This is a genomic window from Oleiphilus sp. HI0123 (genome assembly GCF_001635315.1).
The window spans coordinates 1-1,593 of the sequence record NZ_LWGE01001573.1 but is presented as its reverse complement, the minus strand read 5'-3'; the positions used below and the strand labels follow the sequence as shown (position 1 = coordinate 1,593).

Sequence of the window (1,593 nt, the reverse complement as noted above, 5' to 3'; positions counted from 1 at the left end):
ATTGGTTTGTTATTAGGGAAGGTTGTTAGCCCAATTATTATTGGGGCTATTTTTTATGTTCTGATAACTCCAGTCGCTATTGGAATGCGAGTGTTTGGACGAGACGAACTTAGATTGAAGATGCAGAAGCGTAACTCGCATTGGAAAGATAGAACTGACGCGGAGCAAAACTCCACAGATTTCAAGAACCAATTCTAAGGAACTAACAAATGGATTTTCTTAAAGAGCTAATAGCTTTTCTGAGAGTACGAAAGAAGTTGTGGTTGATACCAATTATTGGCGTCATGGTGCTCTTTGGTGGACTATTGGTACTTGCAGAAGGATCAGTCGTCGCTCCATTTATCTATACGCTTTTTTAAGATTATTCGATGTATATTCTAGGAATTTCAGCTTATTACCACGATAGTGCAGCTTGTTTAATTAAGGGGGGGGAAATAGTAGCTGCAGTTCAAGAAGAGCGGTTTACTCGTGTAAAACATGACTCCTCTTTTCCAATTGAAGCGATTAAATATTGCCTACAGGTAGCGCAAATCAAGCCTGATCAAATTGAGTATGTTACTTTTTATGATAAGCCCTTTCTCAAATTTGAACGCTTGCTTGAGACTTACTTGGCATTCGCACCCAAAGGCTTGAGGAGTTTTGCTACATCGATGCCCTTATGGGTTAAAGATAAGTTATTTCAAAAATCTACAATATTAAAAGAACTGTCTCATGTTCTCGGTTGCGATACTGAGTGGCGTGACCGTTTACTGTTCTCAGAGCATCACCTTAGTCACGCAGCAAGTGCTTTTTATCCTTCCCCCTTTGATAACGCAGCAGTGCTTACTATGGATGGTGTAGGTGAGTGGACGACGACATCTCTAGCTATCGGGAAAGGAAATTCTTTAGAGGTTTTGAAAGAGATTCATTTTCCGCACTCTCTGGGGCTTTTATATTCTGCATTTACTTACTATACCGGCTTTAAGGTGAATGCTGGTGAGTATAAGGTGATGGGCTTAGCCCCGTATGGAAAACCGGTTTATGTTAATAAGATTAAAGAACACCTCATAGACATTAGGGACGATGGCTCTTTTCAGTTGAATATGGCGTATTTCGACTATTGTACTGGCTTAACAATGACGAATAAGCGCTTTCATAACTTGTTTGGTGGCCCTCCAAGACAACCGGAGTCAACTTTAACTCAGAAAGAAATGGATTTAGCTGCTTCCATTCAGAAAGTTATTGAAGATGTTGTGATAAAGATGGCTAGGAATATTGCCAGTGAGACCGGTCAGACGAACCTTTGCTTAGCGGGTGGTGTTGCGCTCAATTGTGTTGCCAACGGTGTGTTGATACGAGAAAATATTTTTGAAAATGTTTGGGTTCAGCCCGCGTCAGGTGATGCCGGTGGGTCTGTTGGAGCAGCTTTAGCGACATATTACTCAATGCTTGATCAACCAAGGTCGGTTGTACGGGGTAAGGATAGTATGCAAGGGACGTATTTAGGTCCCGAGTTTAGTTCGAATGATATAAGGTCTAAGCTGACTGACCTTGGAGCCAGTTTCACAGAGTTAAATGCTAACGAGATTATCGAAAAAACTGCCTCTGCGTTGG

The 1,593-nt window shown here is 41.4% G+C and carries 3 protein-coding genes; all 3 read left to right on the top strand.

The window, feature by feature from the left end; genetic code table 11:
* Positions 1–198: hypothetical protein (locus A3761_RS28650; RefSeq protein WP_231881277.1), on the top strand; the 198-nt coding region annotated here is incomplete at its 5' end.
* Between the two features lie 11 nt (positions 199–209).
* Positions 210–359, top strand: coding sequence for a DUF5989 family protein (locus tag A3761_RS28020; RefSeq protein WP_197469965.1), 150 nt, complete (start codon positions 210–212; stop codon positions 357–359).
* A gap of 9 nt (positions 360–368) precedes the next feature.
* Positions 369–1,593, top strand: a 1,225-nt coding sequence (locus tag A3761_RS21075) for a carbamoyltransferase N-terminal domain-containing protein (protein WP_068750822.1), incomplete at its 3' end; no start/stop codon positions are given.